We start from the raw sequence: 18,682 nt of genomic DNA, 5'->3' as shown, positions 1-18,682 counted from the left end.
CAAATATGGAGTTTTCATCAAAAACCATAGTAAATGTAAAAGTTCCGAAAAAGAGCTTTTATGAGAATCTGACGGTGTCAGCTGCGAACAAGCGGATATTCGTCGATCAGATCAGCGCGATCTACTGGCGCTATAAGCTGACGGCGGATACGCTCGGTGTTGCGACGAGTGAAACGATTGACGAGATCGAGATATTCGAGATCGAGCTGACGACCAAGAATTTTGACAGCAGCATTCTGCGGCTGATCGACCGCGGTATCCCGTATCATACGTTTTTCATCCTGACATATGGTGGGGAGAGTCAGCTCTGGATCGCCTATAAAGAAAAGACCTCCTCCGAGTCACTTTCGGTCGGCAATTACTATCATACGGATTTTGCGCCGAGTGAGAGTCTGAACCTGAGCGCAGACGGACTGTCGCTCGACGATATCTACGCCGCATTGTTCTATCAGGTTTCCGGCATACAAAAGGACTTCTCCAAACCGCTGAAAGATGTTATACTGGAGTATGAACAGCGGCAAAAGCTCGAACGGGAGATCGAACGACTGGAAAAACAGCTTAAGCGCGAAGCCCAGCCGAAGAAGAAATTTGAACTGCATCAGCAAATTATATGTTTAAAGGACATGAGATAAATGAAGAAATACTATTACCTTAACCCATTAATGCTTGCATTTACTGTATTCGTTTTTGTTTCCTTTATTGTTCATTTATTATCTCAAAAGTATAACTGGAATATAGATGGTTGGGACAAAATTGTGGCTGCAACAACGATTGCTACTTTTTGGTTTACCGGAGCGTCTCTGTCGCGTACCATGATTAATGCTCAAGAGCAGATGATGAAAAGAATAGAAAGCGATAAAAAAAGGTTTAATGAGATATCCTATTTACAAGAAAAAACTGCAACTATTTTGGGCTATCACGCAGAAACTGAATATGAAAAAGTAGTTTCAATTAGAGATAAATATATTTCTCAATTTAATAAACGTATTAATAAAGCGAAAAGGTATATTAAAGTTGAAAGGGCAATGGATTTCGTTTTAATATCTTGTGGTTTTTTGTCTTTTTTCTTGGTTATTGCATATGAGTCTTTTAATTCGAGAATAATTGCAAATCAAGATATCCTCACTATGGCAGCATTTCTTTCTTTTTTAGTGTCTGAACTGTTATCTGAATCACTCACTAATACAATGGTACAAACTGAAGAAAAGCACAACTTGGAATTTGATCAATTATTGGAAGATCAAAAAAAGACTTTAGACAGAGCAATTAATATAGTTTCATACAATCAGGAGGCAGAAAATGGACAAGATGAAGATGCAGAGTAAGGATCGGACTCAGGAGAATTATGAGAAGCTGGCGGCTTTGTTTCCGAATGCGGTGACGGAGACGATCACGGGATATGACGAGAACGGAAAGGCGATCATCGAGCGCGCGATCGATAAGGATGTGCTGCAGCAGGAGATTTCGGCTGTGGTGGTAGAGGGGCGCGACGAGCGCTATCAGTTCACTTGGCCGGATAAGAAGAAGTCGATCCTCGCGGCGAATGCTCCGATCCGTAAGACGCTGCGTCCCTGCCGCGAAGAGAGCGTCGATTTTGATAACACTGAAAATCTCTATATCGAGGGCGACAACCTCGACGTCCTCAAGCTCCTGCAGGAGACCTATCTCGGCAAAGTCAAGATGATCTATATCGACCCGCCCTATAATACCGGGAGCGACTTCGTATATAATGATAATTTCAAAGAGAGTGTCGACGAGTATATCGAAAACAGCGGTCAGATTGACGATGATGGCAACCACTTGTTCCAGAATACCGAGAGTAACGGTCGCTTCCATACCGACTGGCTGAATATGCTCTATCCGCGTTTGAAGATTGCCCGTGATTTGTTGTCTGATGATGGCGTGATTTTCATAAGCATTAATGACTATGAGGCTGAGAATCTAAAGAAAATTTGTGACGAAGTATTTGGCAGTAAAAGCTTTGTAGCGCAGTTAGTGTGGGAGAAAAAGAAAAAAGGAGCTTTTCTAAGCAAACACTATATTAACATGAAAGAATATGTTTTAGTCTTTTGCAAATCAAACAATTGTTTTGAGGGATTAGTTGGAGAGGTGAATACAGATCAAGAAACGTATCCATGCATAAAAACCACTAACGCAAGAGGAATAAGAACAATAAAGAAAGGAACCCCTAGCAAGTATAAAGAGAAAGATTACACTATATCAGCGGGGACAAGAATCAGTTCTGGTAACATGGAATTAATATACCTTGATGATTTAGAAGTAGTTGATGGGGTATTGGTTCGTGACGTAAGGGTTGATAGTAACTGGATTTATTCACAAAAAGCTCTTGACAATTATTCTGCTGAAGGATTGCTTTATATTACGCAGGATAATTATGTCCGTAGAATAGTAAATGAAAAACGCGTTAAAATGCTAAAGGATTTGCTTCAAAGGATCGGTGCTGACGGAGAATCTCTTTCTGAGTTTACGTATGATTACAATTTAAACAACGGTGGTTGGGGAACAAATGAAGATGCGAATGATGAATTGCACAAGCTACTGGGTCAACAGTATTTGTTTGATTTTTCAAAGCCAAGCCGCTTAATAGGAAAGCTTGCACAATCTATTGTTGGAAATGATTATTATTGTTTAGATTTCTTCTCTGGCTCTGCAACAACTGCTCATGCAGTTATGTATCTTAATGCTTCGGACGGCGGCAATCGTAAGTTTATTATGGTTCAACTCCCTGAACTATGTGATGAAAAGAAAGAGGCATATAAAGCCGGATACAAAAACATCTGCGAAATCGGCAAGGAGCGTATTCGCCGAGCCGGTAAAAAGATCACGGAAGAGAGTGGAGTGTTGAGTGTGGAGAGTGGAGTTGAGAAAACAAATAGCTCCACATTCCAATCTCCAAACTCCAAACTCGATATCGGCTTCCGCGTTTTGAAGCTCGATTCTACCAACATGAAGGACGTTTACTACAATCCCCACGACGTCCAGATGTCGATCCTCGACGACCTCGAGAGCAATATCAAAGAGGATCGCACCCCCGAGGATCTGCTCTTCCAGGTGATGCTCGACCTCGGCGTGCTCCTGTCGAGCAAGATCGAAGAGAGCACCATCGCCGGCAAGAAGGTCTTTAACGTAGCGGACAACTTCCTGATCGCCTGCTTTGACGAGAACGTCAGCGACGAGACCATCACCGCTGTCGCCAAGCTCCAGCCCGCCTACTTCGTCATGCGCGACAGCTCCATGAAGAACGACTCCGTCGCCACCAACTTCGACCAAATCTTCGCTACATATAGTCCTGATACAGTTAGAAAGGTGATATAAAATGGGTTCAATAAAACTCGGAATATATGATAGGGATTATTCTTCGTTATTTCAAGATGAGATTGATGAAAAAGAAAGATTGGATAAAGAGTATCATGTTGAAAGAATGTTTCATCCAAGTCCCTATACAAGTTATCCAAGTGCAGTTAGGCATAATATGAGTTTATTCCCTAATAATTATCTTGATCCTGTTGAGCTAAGAGATAAGCAGAGGATAAGCGATATTTGTAATGAGTATAAGGACTTGCTCTGTACGAATGATTTAAATGAAGCAAAAATACTACGTTTTATTAAGGAAAAACAGTATTATATGATACCTGCATCAATATTTACGTTATTTAGCTTCGGACATCATGATGCTTTTTTATTCAGAGAGTTTCCAATAGGAAACGACTATAGAGCCGATTATTTATTGATTGGCAGATCATCTGATGGATATAGTTTTGTGCTGGTAGAGTTTGAACACCCCAATTCAAATATAACAATTGAGGACGGAGAACTGGGAAAAGCATTCAGAGATGGTATTAAACAGATTAAAGAGTGGCAGCGATATTTAGAATTTGGTTTCAGTTCAATTACAAATGATTTAAAAAAATATACAAATGAACAGTTGCCGGATGAAATGTATACGTTTGATTCTACACGCTTTCATTATGTGGTTGTTGCGGGTAGAAGGTCGGATTTTACAGATAAAACATACAGGATACGTAGAGAATTCTTGAAAGACAAAGATATTGCGTTGCTTCATTATGATAATCTCTATGACTACGCAAAAACATTAATGGAGCATGGCAACTACTAAGGCGTTGGAGAATAAACATGAGTGCAACTTTTGATGAAATAGCTACCCCATTGGAGATAACAGTGAATAACGCAAATTCAAGTCCATGGATAACCTTTGGCATTACGTTGCTTAGCGGTGTTATAGTATTTATTCTAGGGCAAATTTTGTTCACTCTTTGGATTACTCCTTTACAGAAGTATAGGGAGATTAAACAAAAAATAGCTTATCACCTTACATATCAAGCACGTTATTATTCTGATCCTGCTCTTAAGGTTGATAAAGCCAATAGAGATGAGTTGGATAAAGCATCTAATGAATTACGTGACATAGCTTCTGAATTGCAGGGATTTATTGAGATAATGCCGTTTATTCATATAGGAATCCCTTCAAAAAATGACTTGTTAGAGACCAGCAAGAACCTTATCGGATTATCAAACGGATTGTTTGCATGGAGATCAAATAAAGACATTCAAATAGAACAAAATCGTAAACTGGTTAATGATATTAGAAAAAGAATAAAGCTTCAAGATAACAATATAGCTAAGTAACAAAGCAAATGCAAGGTGATCCTATGAATTTCAAATTCAAAATCCAACAGTATCAGACTGACGCGGTGGAGGCGGTTGTGAATGTTTTCAGCGGTCAGGGGATGGATACCGGTACGCGGTACACTCGTGACCTCGGCTCTAAGAAGTTCGAGAACATTCAGGCGACGCTCGACGGCGATGAGTTTGATGACAACTACATATATGATATCGGCTATAAGAATGAGCGTATCAGCCTTTCCGATGATCAGCTGCTCGCGAATATCCGCCGTATCCAGCAGGAGAACAATATCAAGACGTCATCCGCGTTGGTGGGCGATCTGGGACGGTGCAGTCTGGACGTCGAGATGGAGACCGGTACCGGCAAGACCTATGTCTATATCAAGACGATGTTCGAGCTGAACAAGCGTTACGGCTGGACGAAGTTCATTGTCGTCGTGCCGAGTATCGCGATCCGCGAGGGCGTGAAAAAGTCGTTCGAGACCATGGAGGATCACTTCATGGAGCATTACGGCAAGAAAGCGCGATTCTTCATCTACAACAGCTCGAACCTCAATCAGCTCGACTCCTTCTCCGGTAACTCGGGGCTGAATGTCATGATCATCAATACGCAGGCGTTTGCGTCCTCGCTCAAGGAAGGTGCGAGGAATAAGGAGAGCCGTATCATCTACAGCAAGCGTGACGAGTTCGGCTCCCGTCGTCCAATTGACGTCATCAAGGCGAACCGTCCGATCCTGATTCTGGACGAGCCACAGAAGATGGGCGGTGAGGTCACACAGAAGGCGTTGAAGAACTTTAACCCTCTGTTTTCTCTGAATTATTCCGCAACTCATAAAACACAGCATAACCTTGTCTATGTGCTTGACGCGCTGGATGCGTTCAATAAGCGTCTGGTCAAGAAGATCGAGGTCAAGGGCTTTGAGGTCAAGAACTTCCGCGGCACGGACAAGTATCTGTATTTGGAACAGATCATTCTGTCGAAGAACAAGCCTCCGATGGCAAAAATCGAGATGGAGATCGGTTATAACAAGTCGATCAACCGTGAGTCGCGCACTGTCGGCGTGGGTGACGATCTGTTCTTCCTTTCCAAAGAGATGGAGCAGTATAAGGGCTTTGTCGTATCCGAGATCAATCCGATCAACCATACAGTAACCTTCACTAACGGCGAAGTGATCAGCACGGGTAATGTGGTCGGCGACGTATCCGAAAAGGATATGCGCCGCATTCAGATTCGCGAGACGATCCTCTCGCACTTTGAGAAAGAGGAGCAGCTCTTTAACCGCGGCATCAAGTGTCTGTCGCTGTTCTTCATCGACGAGGTCGCGAAGTACCGCCTCTATGATGAGAACGGGGAAGAACAGCTCGGCGAGTACGGCAAGATATTTGAAGAAGAGTATAATAGTGTTTTCAATGATTACATCGGCTTGGAGCAGACTCCGTACCAGAAATATCTGCGCGAGAAATGCAGTGATCCGAGCAAGGTGCATAAGGGCTATTTCAGCATCGATAAAAAGGGTCATGCGGTTGATAGTAAGCTCAAACGCGGGAGTGAATTCTCCGATGATATTTCCGCTTACGATCTGATTCTGAAAAATAAAGAAAGACTCCTCAGCTTTGAGGAGCCGACACGATTTATCTTTTCCCATTCTGCCTTGCGCGAAGGATGGGATAATCCCAATGTGTTCCAGATCTGTACCTTGAAACATTCCGACAGTAATACTGCCAAGCGGCAGGAGGTTGGACGCGGACTGCGCTTGTGCGTCGATCGTAACGGCAGCCGCATTGATGTGGAGAGTGTCGGCGATCAGGTGCATGACATCAATATGCTGACCGTCATAGCCAGCGAGAGCTACAAGTCCTTCATCGGCGATCTGCAGAAGGATATCAAGGCGGAGCTGTATGATCGTCCCGAGACAGCAACCTCCGAGTACTTCAAGGGCAAGTATGTCAAGATGGACGGCGTGCCGACGCTGATTACCGACGATATGGCAAACAATATCGAGTTCTACCTGATATTTAATGGATATGTCGATATGCAGCGCAAAGTCACCGATAAATACCGCATGGACGCGCAGATGGGTACTCTTGCTGAATTACCCAATGGGATGGAGAGTATGGCAGAAGGCATCCACGGTCTGATTCAGGCGATCTATGATGACAGTGTGCTGGAGCGTATGTTTGTCGATGGCAGCGAGACAAAGGTCAAGGATAATCCGCTGAACGATAATTTCTATAAGAAAGAGTTCCAGACGCTCTGGAAGCAGATTAACCGCAAGTACGCTTATACGGTCGACTTCGACAGCGATGAACTGGTGCGCAACGCGGTCATCCATATCAATGACAAGCTGGTTGTCGCAGAGTTGCAATATACAGCGACCGTCGGTTCACAGAAGGATGATATGGAACGGCACGAGGTTGATCGCGGGGATTCTTTCAGCAGAGAACATACCAAAACAAAAGTATTGAAACATCGTGAAAAGAGCGCTGTCAAATATGATCTGGTAGGTAAGATTGCCGAACAGACGAAGCTAACCCGAAGGACGGTTGTACGGATTTTGAAAGGCATCTCCGAACAGAAGCTCAGTATGTTCCGCAACAACCCCGAGGAATTCATCACCAAGATCAGCCGCTTGATCAATGAGCAGAAGGCGACTGCAATCGTAGAGCATATCTCGTACAATCAGATTGATGGCGAGTATGACAGCGGAATCTTTACTGCTGAGAAGAATTCCCGTCCCATAGATCAGGCGTTTAAGGCGAATAAAGCGGTTCAGGATTATGTGTTCACCGACGGTAGCGCCGAGCAGAGTATCGAGCGCCGATTTGCCGAGGATCTGGATACTGCGGATGAAGTATGTGTCTACGCAAAGCTCCCGAAGGGCTTCCATATCCCGACGCCGGTTGGCAACTATTCTCCCGACTGGGCGATTGCGTTTTATGAGGGCACCGTCAAACATATCTACTTTGTCGCCGAGACAAAGGGCACCATGGAGAGCCTGAGTCTCAGACCGATTGAGCAGGCGAAGATCAAATGCGCCAAGAAGCTGTTCAACAATATCTCGACAAGTGAGGTCAGATATCACGATGTGGATAGTTACCAGAGTTTGTTGAATATTATGGATTCGATAAAATGATTTCATCTGGTAAACGTATTCGAATATATCATTAAAAATATCATATTCATTGACCTGTTTTACAATTATCTTTATCTTTCTTTGTCGATTATTTAGCTGGATATTGTAATCAAAATATGGTATTGTATTGTGCTTGTAAGGAGCGTGATACCATGACCACGTTAGAAGATTTCTTCTTCGGAAATGTCAATCCAAGCGAGTATAATCAGAGCAAAGGCACCAAGAAAAAGCTCTCAGAGATGGCGAAATTACTCGATGAGTTTCGATCAATAATCACTTCGGAGCAGCAGAAAGAGAAGCTGAATCAGATCGAGAACTGCCAGCTATCGGTGATCGCTCTGTCTGAGAAGGATGCTTATATCGAAGGCTTCAAGCTCGGCGTGAAGATCGCAACAGAGATTTATACAGAATCATAGCAGCGGTGAGATCAAATGATCTCGCCGCTGTTCTCGTTTCTGATGAGCAAATATGGAATGGTTTTCGTTACATTAATTGCAGAATAATTGCTCTGAGACTATCGGTTTTGAGATGCGTTTTTGGAGAAAAATCATAAGGTGATTGACCCTCCTATATCCTCGTTTATTGCTTTGGGACGGTGGGGACGATATTATTTCTACACACCTCCAAAACATCGAAAAGCGCTTAGATAAGCGCCATTTCAGTACAATGTATTGTCGTCCCTGCTCAATACCGTCCCCATTATAAATCCGGTTGGAACACCGATTAAGTGAAGCGAATTGTCCATTATGACGAATACGGTGTAGATTCGATTTTGAAGCAGGTGAAAAGGAAGTGGGTTGCTGTTTCAAATTATCGGGCATCACAACGGACGGCAACGCCGACCGTTAAGCCATTTTTGAGACATTCTTAGAGCTGGTTTTTAGGTGGGTTGCTATTGGCTCGTTTTCGATTTTGTGGGTTGCTGAGATTTTCTGATTACGAAATCAAGCCAAAAATGAGAGCTTAATGTGGGTTGCGAGTGATTTCGCGCAAAAATAGTGCACAAAAAGAGAAAAGATTTCTCCGCTTAGACAAAGAAAAAGTTGTCCGGTTTTACTGGGTGTAATCAAGAAAAAACCGTCCCGAAGGACGGCGATTCTTGTGGATTTATCAGCGTGCATATTCCTTGATAATACACAGCTCACCCTGCACATCATAGCGCATGGTGCAGTTATCATACTTGACCAGGCAAGCGCAGTGTCCGCCCGGAACGGCTGTATTTGCATACAGATTATATGTAACGATATGGCGGTCACAGTGCTGGGTTGCTTCACCGCCCGGATAGAGAAGCATGGATTCAAGTCCCAGATCTCTGGCGGCAAAGGCGGTCAAAACCGCTCCCTCAACGCACATGATTTGGTCATATGTATAGTGATCCCGAATGTATTCGGCAAAGGCTTTCATCTTTTCTCTGTCGGTCATGGACGAAGTCCAACAGGCTTTCTCAGCCGACCGAACGATGTTCAACGTCTTTTCGATAACCTCGGGAGTACGGTTGACGTCGACCTTGACAGTCACTCGTCGTATCAACTTGCCCTTGTAATACAGCTCGATCGGAAAGATTCCGTGCGCTTCTCCGATACAGCTGATTGTCGTCTGAAAAGGAAAGCACAGCCCGCTCCTGTAGTGAGCGTAGACGTAAGCCAGAGGATTATCCTCTCTGTCGGTCACTTCGCAGTCATAACCGTGAAGGATTCCGTTCTCCTTTTCGATCAGGTAACTCTCCTTGAAACGGCTGTCAGTGTAGTCAATCTGATTAATGTATTGACCGTTATTGACCACTGTCGTGATATCGTGGGGATCGATCTCACTCTTAGGCAAGAGCATCAAGGTAATGCTTTTATCTGTAAGAGTGATTTCCGAAGGAACTTTCTTCAAATCGAAGGTGACGCCCTCGACCGTAACATACCGATCAGTCGGCGACGGTTCATAGATAGGCTTCGAGATCGGACAGCTATCTGATACATTCACCATCCAGCGTTGCAGGTGTGAAGCATCCATCACGGTCACGGTGTGATCGCCGTCAATGTCGGCAACAGAAGAAGTAACAGCGACAGGCGTCTTGATACCGACCGTGTATCGCTGGATAATCGTTGCGTCGGTAATACTGATCTCGCCGTCACCGTCGACATCACCGAGCATTCGACTTTCTGCTTTGACGGATACGGACATCATCATCGCCATACAGAGTGATAAAGATAAAACAGATTTTACTTTCATAACAGAAACCTCCTTTACGGTTTGGTGTATTTTAGCTTAGGTTCAGAGGTTTTACAAGTAAAAGTTTTCCGTTTTTATTTGTTCGGTGTGACTCAAATCCAATGTCAAATATTGCGGCGCCATACAAAGAAAACGCCGAACGGCTCCGAAGAACAGTTCGGTATGCGGAAAGAATCTATCCCATGATGGCTCGGCACCAAAGGCTTGACAAATATGTTCGAATTTGTTATAATATCGAATAGAAAGATAATTGAATACAAATGATTCATAGTCTTGTGTGTCAACCTGCTTGACACATGAGGCTATTTCATTTTCAGTTACTCTTTCCAAATAGCAAAAGCCAAATTTCGGAGGAAAAATGAATTACAAATCCACCGCCCGATGGGCACAATCTATCTGAACTAAGAAGGAGGAATGACCGACAAAGATAGAAGCGTTGCCTTATGGCAACAACACGCAAGACAATCACCGAAGCCGACTTAATGGGATTACCGCCCGATCCCAACACCGAGTGCGGAATCCCGGAACATGTTCTTGAATCCATTGCACGAATGGTTCTCCCCGACATCATTGCCTTCTTTGAGACCGAGGAAGGACAAAGAGAGTTTGAAGCATGGAGACAGGCGCAAGAGCTTTTGAAGCAACAGGACGAAGAACAGAGCGAATGTGGGACGGTGATCGAACAGATGTAAATATCGCTGCGAGAGTAAAAAACAGGCAGGGAGCGTCAAAACTCCCTGCCTGATTCGATTATACGAAAACAGCTCACATTCAGACAAAATCACGGAAAATGAGAAATCCGAAACAGTCACCGACGATGACGATTTCGGATTTGCTCTGCTGTGGTGGGCCATCAGGGACTCGAACCCCGGACCGACCGGTTATGAGCCGGTTGCTCTAACCAACTGAGCTAGTGGCCCGCATTTGTTTTAACTTGATTATTATAGCAAGTTAATGGGTGTTTGTCAACACGATTTTCACCCGTTTATATGGGCGAATTTGCGGACATATTTCACCCGTAAACAGGGGTGTTTCGCCGGAGTGGATTTCATTCGCAAATATGGGCTTTCGGGAAGAGAGACCCGATGCGATTCTTGACTCTGTCGGTTTTGTGAGGTGTTCGGCTCGCTGTTATTGAGCTCGATTACAGCCTGTTTTCTCTGAAAACAATCGTTAAGAACACGTAAACGACCGGCTTGTTCGCGATTCTGTCCTTTGTTTTGCGGCAGGTTTTTCCTGTATCAAGCTTCATTCGTTTCATACGGCGCGCCATTATTTCGTGTAAGAATTATGCCGGATGATTTTGGTCAAAATGACCAGAAATTATGCACGATTCGCAGAATAAACCTATTTGACAGAACCCCCCTTCCTGTGGTAAAATACATTCAATAAATCTTTAAGGCGATACTGTGATATCGACAAGATTGGGATACGGGCAGGGATGCCCGAGTTTTTGTGTTATCAGCCTCGCCGTGTGTGAGGCTTTTTCTTTAAATAACGGTCAATCGGTTCGGATATCCCGAAACGATCCGTTCAGTCGAAAGGAGCGTTACCATGGGTGGTATTAAAACTCAGATTGTGGAAATCAAGAGAATGTTCGACTTTTTACCCTCGGCAGACAGCGCCTTTTTCTGTCCCGATGTCCTTTCGCAGCGCTCTGATAATCTTGTTGCCTTTCCCGGCTTTTGTGATGTGCATGTGCATTTTCGCGAGCCGGGATTTTCTTATAAAGAAAAAATTGCCACCGGTTCGGCGGCGGCAGCGCGCGGCGGATATACCACCGTTTGCACGATGCCGAACCTGAATCCCGTCCCCGACAGCGTCGAAAACCTCAGACAGCAGCTCGATATCATCGAACGCGACTCGGTGATCGATGTGCTGCCCTACGGCGCGATCACCGTAGGCGAGAGGGGAGAGGCGCTCGCCGATCTGGAAGGTATGGCGGCTGACGTCGTCGCGTTCTCCGATGACGGCCGCGGTGTGCAGAGCGAGAGCATGATGCGCGAGGCGATGCAGCGGGCAAAATCGCTGGGCAAACTGATTGTTGCCCATTGTGAGGACAACAGCCTGCTTCACGGCGGCTATATCCACGACGGCGGCTACGCAAAGGCGCACGGTCACCGCGGGATCTGCTCAGAGAGCGAGTGGGGTCCCATCAAGAGAGATATCGAACTGTGTCGTCAGACCGGCTGCGGCTACCATGTCTGTCACATCTCCACCAAGGAGAGCGTCGCGCTGATCCGTCAGGCAAAGGCAGAAGGTGTGAATATCACCTGCGAGACGGGGCCGCATTATCTTGTCATGGACGACAGCGATCTGATGGAGGACGGACGCTTCAAGATGAATCCGCCGCTTCGCGATAAAGCTGACCGAGAGGCGCTCCTAGAGGGGATCGCCGACGGTACGATAGACATGATCGCTACCGATCACGCGCCCCACAGCGACGAGGAAAAGGCGAGGGGGCTGGAGAAATCCGCCTTCGGTATCGTCGGTATCGAGACGGCGTTTCCCGTGCTATATACGAAGCTCGTCAAGACCGGCTTCATCTCCATGGAAAAGCTCATGGAGCTCTTGGTGTTTAACGCGCGTAAGCGCTTCAATATCCCGCTCGATCCAAACGACTACACCGTCTGGGATCTGGACAGAAGCTTTACCGTCGACCCGAAGGACTTTCTTTCGATGGGTAAGGCGACGCCCTTCGAGGGCTGGGAACTCAGCGGCGTATGCCTCTTGACCGTAAAGGGCGGCAAGGCGGTGTATGCTTTAAACGACAGTCAGCATTAAGATGGTTTTTAGAAAAGATTAAAATAGAATCGGGACGATGAAAGGCGACAAGCAGAAACAGGTGAGGGCGCAGCCCTCCCGATACTGCTCACCATTCAGCGTTCACCATTCACCGGCGGCAAAGCCGTCGTTATTTGGGAGGTATTATTATGGCAAAAAGAACTGATGTGAAAAAGGTACTTATCATCGGCTCGGGTCCGATCGTGATCGGTCAGGCTGCCGAGTTCGACTACGCGGGCACCCAGGCTTGCTTGGCGCTCAAGGAAGAGGGTTACGAGGTTATCCTGTGCAACTCTAACCCTGCGACCATCATGACCGATACCCAGATCGCGGACAAGGTCTATATGGAGCCGCTGACGCTGGAGTATATCGCGAAAATCCTCCGCTATGAGCGTCCCGACGCGATCGTGCCGGGTATCGGCGGTCAGACGGGTCTGAATCTCGCAATGCAGCTTGAGCGTAAGGGTATCCTCAAGGAGTGTGGTGTACAACTGCTCGGCACCTCGTCTGAGAGTATCGAGCGCGCCGAGGACAGAGAGCTGTTCAAGGAAATGTGCGAGAGTATCGGTGAGCCGGTCATCCCGTCGCAGATCACCTATAATCTTGATGAAGCAAAAAAGGCTGCCACAGAAGTCGGCTATCCCGTTGTGCTCCGCCCTGCGTTCACCCTTGGCGGTACAGGCGGCGGCTTTGCGGATAATGAAGAAGAATTGGTTGAAATAGGCAGACAGGCGTTTGCACTCAGTCCTGTGCATCAGGTCTTGATCGAGAAGTCCGTAAAGGGCTACAAGGAGATCGAGTTCGAGGTCATGCGCGACTCTAACGATACCGCGATCACCATCTGCGGCATGGAGAACGTCGATCCCGTCGGCGTCCATACCGGCGACAGCATCGTTGTCGCGCCGATCCTTTCGCTGAACGATAAAGACCTGAAGATGCTCAACGACAGCGCGATCAAGATCATCCGTGAGCTGAAGATCGAGGGCGGCTGCAACGTCCAGTTCGCGCTGAATCCGACCTCCTCTGAGTATTACCTGATCGAGGTCAACCCCCGCGTTTCCCGCTCCTCGGCGCTCGCGTCCAAGGCGTCGGGTTATCCGATCGCCCGCGTCACCGCGAAGATCGCGATGGGTATGGCGCTGGAGGAGATCCCGGTAGCGGGCGGTACGGCGGCGATCGAGCCTTCGCTCGACTATATCGTCGCGAAGTTCCCGCGCTTCCCCTTCGATAAATTTGCCGACGCGCCCAACACCCTCGGTACCCAGATGAAGGCGACCGGCGAGGTCATGGGCATCGGCTCCACCCTCGAGGAGTGCTGCCTCAAGTCTGTTCGTTCCCTCGAGACCGGTGTGTGCCACTTCTATCTGTCCAAGTTCGACGACTACTCCGACGACGAGCTGTTCGATTATCTCAGCGAGTTCAAGGACGATAACGTCTATGCCGTCTTTGAGCTGCTCCGCCGCGGCGCCTCGATCGAGAAGCTCCATGAGGTCACCATGATTACTGAGTTGTTCCTCGAATCGTTTAAGAAGATCGTTGACATGGAGAATACCCTCAAGGCGAACAAGGGCGATATCGAGACCCTCAGAGCCGCGAAGATCATGGGCTTCTCCGATGAATATATCTCCGCTCTCTGGAACACTCCCGAGATCGAGATCTACAATACCCGCAAGGCGAACGGTATCACCCCCATCTTTAAGATGGTCGACACGCTGCATACCGGTAAGTACATCGCCTATCTCTACTCGTCCTACACGGGTGAGAACGCTTCCCGCCTCACCGATAAGAAAAAGATCATAGTGCTCGGCGCGGGTCCCATCCGTATCGGTCAGGGCGTAGAGTTTGACTACTCTACCGTTCACGCGGTACAGACCATCCGCCGTGCGGGTTATGAAGCGATCATCATCAATAATAACCCCGAAACCGTTTCCACCGACTATACCACCGCCGACAAGCTCTATTTCGAGCCCCTCACACCCGAGGACGTCATGGCGATCATTGACTTTGAGCAGCCCGAGGGCGTTATCGCTTCTTTAGGCGGTCAGACTGCGATCAACCTCGCTCAGCCGCTGATGGACAGAGGTGTGAAGATCATCGGTACAGACTGTGCCGCGATCGAGAGAGCCGAGAACCGCGACAGCTTCAACGCCATCATCAAGGAACTCGGTATCCCGCAGCCCGCGGGCAAGGCTGTCACTTCGATAGAAGAAGGCGTCAAAGCTGCCGCCGAGATCGGCTATCCCGTGCTCGTCCGTCCGTCGTTCGTGCTTGGCGGCCGCGCCATGCAGATCGTAAGTAAGGAAGAGGATTTACGCCACTATCTGAAAACTGCTGTTGAGATCGATGAAGACAAGCCCGTTCTGGTCGATAAATACATCATGGGTAAAGAGGTCGAGGTCGACGCGATCTGCGACGGCGTTGACGTGTTCGTGCCCGGTATCATGGAGCTGGTAGAGAGAACAGGCGTTCATTCGGGCGACTCGATTTCCGTCTACCCGTCCTTCTCCATCTCCGATAAGGTCAAGGGTATCATTTTACAGTATGCTAAAAAGCTCGGTAAAGCCATCGGCATCATCGGTCTGTATAATATCCAGTTCATCGTTGACGAAAACGACGACGTTTACATTATAGAGGTCAACCCGCGTTCCTCCAGAACCGTTCCGTTCCTCTCTAAATCTACCGGCTATTCCCTTGCGGATATCGCGACCGAGGTCATCCTCGGCAAGAGCCTGAAAGAGCAGGGAATCTTCCAGCTTTATCCCGAAGAGAAGAAGCGTTATTATGTCAAGGTTCCGGTATTCTCGTTCCAGAAGATCAAGGGACTTGACGCTTATCTCTCTCCCGAAATGAAGTCTACAGGTGAAGCGATCGGCTATGATAAAAAGCTGTCGCGTGCCATGTACAAGGCGCTCGTCGCGGCAGGCACCAAGGTGCAGAACTACGGTACCGTTATCGTCACTCTCGCGGATGAAGATAAGGAAGAAGCGATCCCGCTGGTACGCCGTTTCTACAACCTCGGCTTCAATATCGAGGCGACCGACCTGACCGCAAAGGTCATGCGCGAGCACGGCATCCGTACAAGGACGCTCAGAAAGCTATCTGAGGGCTCTACCCAGATCCTCGACGCGATCCGCGCAGGCTATGTCAGCTACGTTATCAACACCAGAGCGATCATGTCGGGCGTGCACTATGAGGACGGCACCGCGATCCGCCAGACAGCTGTCGAAAACGGTGTGACCATCTTCACATCATTAGATACCGTTCGTGTATTACTTGATGTACTCGAGGAGACCACGCTGACGATCTCAACGATCGACGCATGACGCGCGCGTCTTTATCCCGCCTTTTACAAAGGGCAGCGATTTGCTGAATAATCCGTAACGGCGGGTCAAGCGTGAAAAAATAATTAACGTTCGGTGAACCTATGCAAGATTCGATTTTTACTATTATTGAAAATACAAAAATTGCGAAGGACGTTTATAAAATGCTCCTGCGCGGCGATACCTCGGCGGTCAAAAACGCCGGGGAATTCGTCAATATACAGCTCGACGGCTTTTACCTGCGCCGACCGATCTCCGTCTGTGACGTCGAGGGCGACGTGCTGACCCTGATCTACAAGGTGGTCGGCAAGGGTACCGCCGCCATGAGCGCAATGCCCGAGGGTACGCAGCTGCGGCTCCTGACGGGGCTGGGCAACGGCTACGACCTCACGCCTGCGGGGGATGAACCTCTGCTTGTAGGCGGCGGAGTCGGCGTACCGCCGATGTACCTGCTCGCCAAGAGGCTGCTCGCACAGGGCAGGACCGTACACGTCGTGCTCGGCTTCAACACCGCCGACGAGGTCTTTTATGAGGACGAGTTCAGAGCCCTCGGCTGTGACGTCACCGTGGCGACCGTTGACGGCTCGCGCGGGGTGAAGGGCTTTGTCACCGACGCGCTGCCCTCGCACTATACTTACTTCTACACCTGCGGACCGATGCCGATGTTCAGAGCGCTCTATAAGGCGACCGTGACTTCCGGTCAGTTCAGCTTCGAGGAGCGGATGGGCTGCGGCTTCGGCGCGTGCATGGGCTGCTCGTGCAAGACCATCACCGGCTATAAGCGTATCTGCAAGGACGGCCCCGTACTGAGGAAGGAGGAGATCTTATGGGCAGACTGAGCGTGAACCTCTGCGGTATCGAGCTCGATAACCCGATCATCCCCGCTTCCGGTACCTTCGGCTACGGCTACGAGTTCGCCGAGATCTACGATATCAATCTACTGGGCACCTTCTCCTTCAAGGGCACGACCCGCGACCCGCGTTTCGGCAATCCTACCCCGCGTATCGCCGAGTGTACCGCGGGTATGATCAACGCCGTCGGACTGCAAAATCCCGGCGTGGATAAAGTCATCTCGGAGGAGCTTCCGAAGCTGAAAAAATGCTTTCATAAGCCCGTGATGGCGAACGTCAGCGGCTTCTCGGTCGAGGACTACGCCTACACCTGCGCTTTATTGGATAAAGAGCCGCAGGTCGGCTGGCTGGAGGTCAATGTCAGCTGTCCCAACGTTCACGGCGGCGGGATGAGCTTCGGCACCGACCCTCAGGCGGCGGCTGAGGTCGTCGCTGCCGTCAAGGCGGTCACCAAGAAGCCGGTGCTGGTCAAGCTCAGCCCCAACGTTACCGATATCGCCGCGATTGCCAAGGCGTGCGAGGCGGCGGGTGCTGACGGTATCAGCCTGATCAATACCCTGCTCGGTATGCGCATCGACCTGAAAACGCGCAAGCCCGTCATCGCGAATACGATGGGCGGCTTCTCCGGCCCCGCGATCTTCCCGGTCGCGCTTCGGATGGTGTACCAGGTCGCGAACGCCGTCAATATCCCGATCGTGGGCGGCGGCGGCGTGAGTACGCCCGAGAACGTGCTCGAGATGATGCTCGCCGGCGCAACGGCAGTTGAAGTCGGCGCACAGAACCTGATCGATCCCATGGCGTGCAAAAAGCTCGTCGAAGAGCTCCCCGCCGCGATGGATACATATAAAATAGAAAACCTGAAAGACCTGATAGGAGGCGTTAGTAATGGGTAAGGACGTCATCGTAGCATGCGACTTTTCGTCCGCTGAGGCAGTCTTTGACTTCCTCGACAAATTCAAGGACGAGGCGCGTAAGCCCTTCGTCAAGATCGGCATGGAGCTGTATTATGCCGAGGGTCCCGAGATCGTGCGCGAGATCAAGCGCAGAGGTCACAAGATCTTCCTCGACCTCAAGCTCCACGATATCCCCAACACCGTAAAGAAGGCGATGGCGGTACTCAGTCGCCTCGACGTCGATATCACCAACCTGCACGCAGGCGGCACCAAGCGCATGATGCAGGCGGCGCTCGAGGGACTCACCCGCGAGGACGGTACCCGACCCCTCCTGATCGCCGTGACTCAGCTGACCTCCACCGATCAGGAGGCGATGGAGAACGATCTGCTCATCCGCGAGCCGATTGACAAGGTCGTGATGCATTACGCCAAGTGCGCCGAGGAAAGCGGACTCGACGGCGTTGTCTGCTCTCCCTTGGAGGCGGGTAAGGTACACGATACCTGCGGTAAGGACTTCCTCACCGTCACCCCGGGCGTACGCTTCGCGGACGGCGATATCGGCGACCAGAAGCGCGTTATGACTCCCGCCGCCGCGAAAGAGATCGGCTCCGACTATATCGTCGTCGGCAGACCGATCACCCAGGCGGATGACCCCGTAGCGGCATACAGACGCTGTGTAGAAGAATTTGTAGGATAAGAATAGATAACAGATTACAGGTAACAGATAAGAGAGTACAGATATTTGATCGGGTGCGGGTATTCCGCCCTTCACTGTTCTCTTTTCTCTTTTCTCTTTTCTCTGTTATCTGAAAAGG

The 18,682-nt window shown here is 48.7% G+C and carries 14 protein-coding genes and 1 tRNA gene; 13 read left to right on the top strand and 2 right to left on the bottom strand.

Going from position 1 to position 18,682, the window contains the following annotated elements; translation table 11 throughout:
* Positions 1-5 precede the first annotated feature (5 nt).
* The 7 genes from R2I50_RS01000 (at position 6) to R2I50_RS00970 (ending at position 8,215) form a co-directional block, all read left to right on the top strand.
* Positions 6-632: a DUF4391 domain-containing protein gene (locus R2I50_RS01000; RefSeq protein WP_316607203.1), complete on the top strand. Its 627-nt coding sequence runs from the start codon at positions 6-8 to the stop codon at positions 630-632.
* The gene (locus R2I50_RS00995) at positions 633-1,325 is read left to right on the top strand and encodes a hypothetical protein (protein ID WP_316607202.1); all 693 of its coding nucleotides are present in this window, start codon (positions 633-635) and stop codon (positions 1,323-1,325) included.
* On the top strand, positions 1,300-3,336 hold the full coding sequence (locus tag R2I50_RS00990; protein WP_316607201.1) for a site-specific DNA-methyltransferase: 2,037 nt from the start codon (positions 1,300-1,302) through the stop codon (positions 3,334-3,336). Before R2I50_RS00995 ends, R2I50_RS00990 begins: the two co-directional genes overlap by 26 nt.
* 1 nt (position 3,337) lies before the next feature.
* The gene (locus tag R2I50_RS00985; RefSeq protein ID WP_316607200.1) at positions 3,338-4,138 is read left to right on the top strand and encodes a Shedu anti-phage system protein SduA domain-containing protein; all 801 of its coding nucleotides are present in this window, start codon (positions 3,338-3,340) and stop codon (positions 4,136-4,138) included.
* 17 nt (positions 4,139-4,155) lie between these two features.
* Positions 4,156-4,668, top strand: coding sequence for a hypothetical protein (locus R2I50_RS00980; RefSeq protein ID WP_316607199.1), 513 nt, complete (start codon positions 4,156-4,158; stop codon positions 4,666-4,668).
* Positions 4,669-4,691: 23 nt separating this feature from the next.
* Entirely contained in the window at positions 4,692-7,799 is a 3,108-nt protein-coding gene (locus R2I50_RS00975; RefSeq protein WP_316607198.1) for a DEAD/DEAH box helicase family protein, read from the top strand.
* Positions 7,800-7,951: 152 nt separating this feature from the next.
* Positions 7,952-8,215, top strand: coding sequence for a DUF6809 family protein (locus tag R2I50_RS00970; protein WP_316607197.1), 264 nt, complete (start codon positions 7,952-7,954; stop codon positions 8,213-8,215).
* Positions 8,216-8,909: 694 nt separating this feature from the next.
* Here R2I50_RS00970 and R2I50_RS00965 read toward each other — a convergent pair.
* On the bottom strand, positions 8,910-10,019 hold the full coding sequence (locus R2I50_RS00965) for a dockerin type I repeat-containing protein (protein WP_316607196.1): 1,110 nt from the start codon (positions 10,017-10,019) through the stop codon (positions 8,910-8,912).
* Positions 10,020-10,462: 443 nt separating this feature from the next.
* Here R2I50_RS00965 and R2I50_RS00960 point away from each other — a divergent pair, with 443 nt between their 5' ends.
* Positions 10,463-10,711, top strand: coding sequence for a hypothetical protein (locus tag R2I50_RS00960; protein WP_316607195.1), 249 nt, complete (start codon positions 10,463-10,465; stop codon positions 10,709-10,711).
* A 151-nt stretch (positions 10,712-10,862) separates the two neighbouring features.
* Here the strand turns inward: R2I50_RS00960 and R2I50_RS00955 are convergent.
* Positions 10,863-10,939, bottom strand: a tRNA-Ile gene (locus R2I50_RS00955).
* Between the two features lie 634 nt (positions 10,940-11,573).
* Between R2I50_RS00955 and R2I50_RS00950 the strand changes: the two genes are divergently transcribed.
* From R2I50_RS00950 to pyrF, 5 genes are all read left to right on the top strand, one after another.
* Complete coding sequence (locus R2I50_RS00950) at positions 11,574-12,803, top strand: dihydroorotase (RefSeq protein WP_316607194.1); 1,230 nt, start codon at positions 11,574-11,576, stop codon at positions 12,801-12,803.
* 149 nt (positions 12,804-12,952) lie between these two features.
* Entirely contained in the window at positions 12,953-16,126 is a 3,174-nt protein-coding gene (gene carB / locus R2I50_RS00945; RefSeq protein ID WP_316607193.1) for a carbamoyl-phosphate synthase large subunit, read from the top strand.
* Positions 16,127-16,227: 101 nt separating this feature from the next.
* Positions 16,228-16,962: a dihydroorotate dehydrogenase electron transfer subunit gene (locus tag R2I50_RS00940; protein ID WP_316607192.1), complete on the top strand. Its 735-nt coding sequence runs from the start codon at positions 16,228-16,230 to the stop codon at positions 16,960-16,962.
* Positions 16,950-17,867: a dihydroorotate dehydrogenase gene (locus tag R2I50_RS00935; RefSeq protein WP_316607191.1), complete on the top strand. Its 918-nt coding sequence runs from the start codon at positions 16,950-16,952 to the stop codon at positions 17,865-17,867. The genes R2I50_RS00940 and R2I50_RS00935 overlap by 13 nt, the downstream gene beginning before the upstream one ends.
* Positions 17,860-18,564, top strand: coding sequence for an orotidine-5'-phosphate decarboxylase (gene pyrF / locus R2I50_RS00930; protein ID WP_316607190.1), 705 nt, complete (start codon positions 17,860-17,862; stop codon positions 18,562-18,564). Before R2I50_RS00935 ends, pyrF begins: the two co-directional genes overlap by 8 nt.
* Positions 18,565-18,682: the final 118 nt, after the last annotated feature.

This window comes from uncultured Ruminococcus sp. (genome assembly GCA_902785355.1).
Lineage (GTDB): Bacteria > Bacillota > Clostridia > Oscillospirales > Acutalibacteraceae > Ruminococcoides.
This window is presented reverse-complemented; position numbering and strand designations above follow the sequence as displayed.